Origin of the sequence: Colwellia sp. 6M3, from assembly GCF_014077595.1 — a bacterium.
GTDB lineage: Bacteria > Pseudomonadota > Gammaproteobacteria > Enterobacterales > Alteromonadaceae > Cognaticolwellia.
On sequence record NZ_JACGWF010000176.1, the window covers coordinates 1 to 2,034 of the forward strand.

Sequence of the window (2,034 nt, forward strand, 5' to 3'; positions counted from 1 at the left end):
ATAAGTTAATTTCATGTTTTCCCTCATTGTTGAATATGTATACCGGATGATTTAGGTATATGACTTGTAATTATTATGTTCACCACCATATAAAAACCTAAATAGATGAATATGGCAATCAATTCAATGAGCAACATAGTTAGTATTAATGCGCAAAACCTTCAACAAGTACTCGGTGAAACATCACAGCAAAAATTGGTGTTGCTTAACTTTTTCTCTCCTCAAAGTCCTGAATGCATCGGACAGGCTGCAATTTTAGATAAAGTAGCGGCTGAATATGCAAGCTATATAGTAGTAGCAAACCTAGATTGCGATGCAGAGCAAGCACTCGCTTCTCAACTTGCGCAACAAGTTGGTCTTCAAACTCTGCCTACGCTTGTATTATTAAAAGACTCTGCACCTGTAGATTTACTTGCAGGTGTTCAAAGTGAGGCACAAATACGCGAAGCCCTAGCAAAGCATTTACCTGCGCAACAAGACTTACTGTTAGAGCAAGCAAAACAAGCGTTATTAAAGTCAGATTTAAATGCTGCATTTAATTATGCAAAGCAAGCTTATGAAATAGACAGCGGTAATGCACGCATCAAATTAGTGCTTGCAGACATATGTATTCAAATTCACAAGGTAGATGAAGCCCAAGCGCTTATAAATACAATAGACGTACAAGAGCAAGATGCTTACTTTAATAATATAAAAGCAAAATGCGAAGCTGCGCTTGAAGCAAAAGACTCACCGGAGATTAAAGAAAAGCAACAACAAGTAGAAAAGTACCCAAATGACCTAGAATTAAAAGAAGAGCTCAGTATTTTACTCAATGAAGCAGGCAGAAAAGAAGAAGCATTGGATGTACTGTTTACAGTTCTACAAAAAGATCTGAACTTCAACGAAGCAAAACCAAGCTTTTTAGCCATTATTGCCTCTTTACCTGATGGCGACGCACTCGCAGCTAAGTATCGTCGCAAGTTATATAGTATTTTATACTAGGGTCTGTTGCTCTTTGCGGATTAAAATTTGTTCAAACTAGGGGGTGTTTAATCGCGGCGCGAGATTTGTAACCTAGTGGGCTAAGTAAAAACCGAGCAACAAAGAGTAAATAGCCCCTAGGAAGAACCCTTTGGGCAGCGCCTGTTTGGCATTAATGCTACGTTATCGCCTATTTATGGGGAGTAACCACACTACATAGGCTCTGCCTTGCCTGAATACCAAACAGGCTGCTGCAAATTTAACCTTGAAAGATAAACAGACCCTAGATTCTAATAACTATTACTTTTGAGAAGCACCTAAATAAGGTGCTTTTTGCATTTTTAAGGTTTTAATTAAAAGCTATAGAATGGTTTAGCTATATAAAAACAAGAGTTATCAACAGGTTTTTGTGGGTAACTTGTGCTTATCATGTGTGCTTGCTTGGGGCTTAATTTTAATTACTATTTTATGCAAATAACGCTTGCGTAAAATCCGCCGCTCCCTATAATGCGACCCCACTGAGACGGGAAAGGCCGAAGCATAGCAAGGCACGAACTACTCAGAGAGTTAAATAAAACTTCGGTTTTAAATTGTCGAAAGAAAGTTTAAAACAAAGTGTTGACTCGAGAAATAAAGGGTGTATTATTCGCATCCCTTGAGACGCTAAAGCGACTCAAACGTTCTTTAACAATATAAAGCAATCATCTGTGTGGGCACTCGTACAGATTGAGTTCTAACAGCCAAGCTACTTAGGTAGCGAGGCAAGCAAATTAGAGTCTCAATTGAAACTGAGTGACCATATGTTATTAAAAGATTCAGCCTTGAGCTGTTTTGATTTCACTTTTTTAAAAGTGAAAATAATAACGCACAGTCAATTCGTTTTTGGCAACAAAAACAAAAATTCAGAATTCATTGAGCTGTCGAAAGACATAAAACTTTTTTAATTGAAGAGTTTGATCATGGCTCAGATTGAACGCTGGCGGCAGGCCTAACACATGCAAGTCGAGCGGTAACAGAGAGAAGCTTGCTTCTTTGCTGACGAGCGGCGGACGGGTGAGTAATGCTTGGGAA

1 protein-coding gene and 1 rRNA gene are annotated in these 2,034 nt (G+C 38.6%); both read left to right on the top strand.

Annotated features, from left to right (window positions below; translation table 11 throughout):
* Positions 1 to 126 precede the first annotated feature (126 nt).
* On the top strand, positions 127 to 984 hold the full coding sequence (locus tag H4J50_RS18795) for a tetratricopeptide repeat protein (RefSeq protein WP_182198072.1): 858 nt from the start codon (positions 127 to 129) through the stop codon (positions 982 to 984).
* A gap of 920 nt (positions 985 to 1,904) precedes the next feature.
* Positions 1,905 to 2,034, top strand: a 16S ribosomal RNA gene (locus tag H4J50_RS18800); the annotation flags it as partial.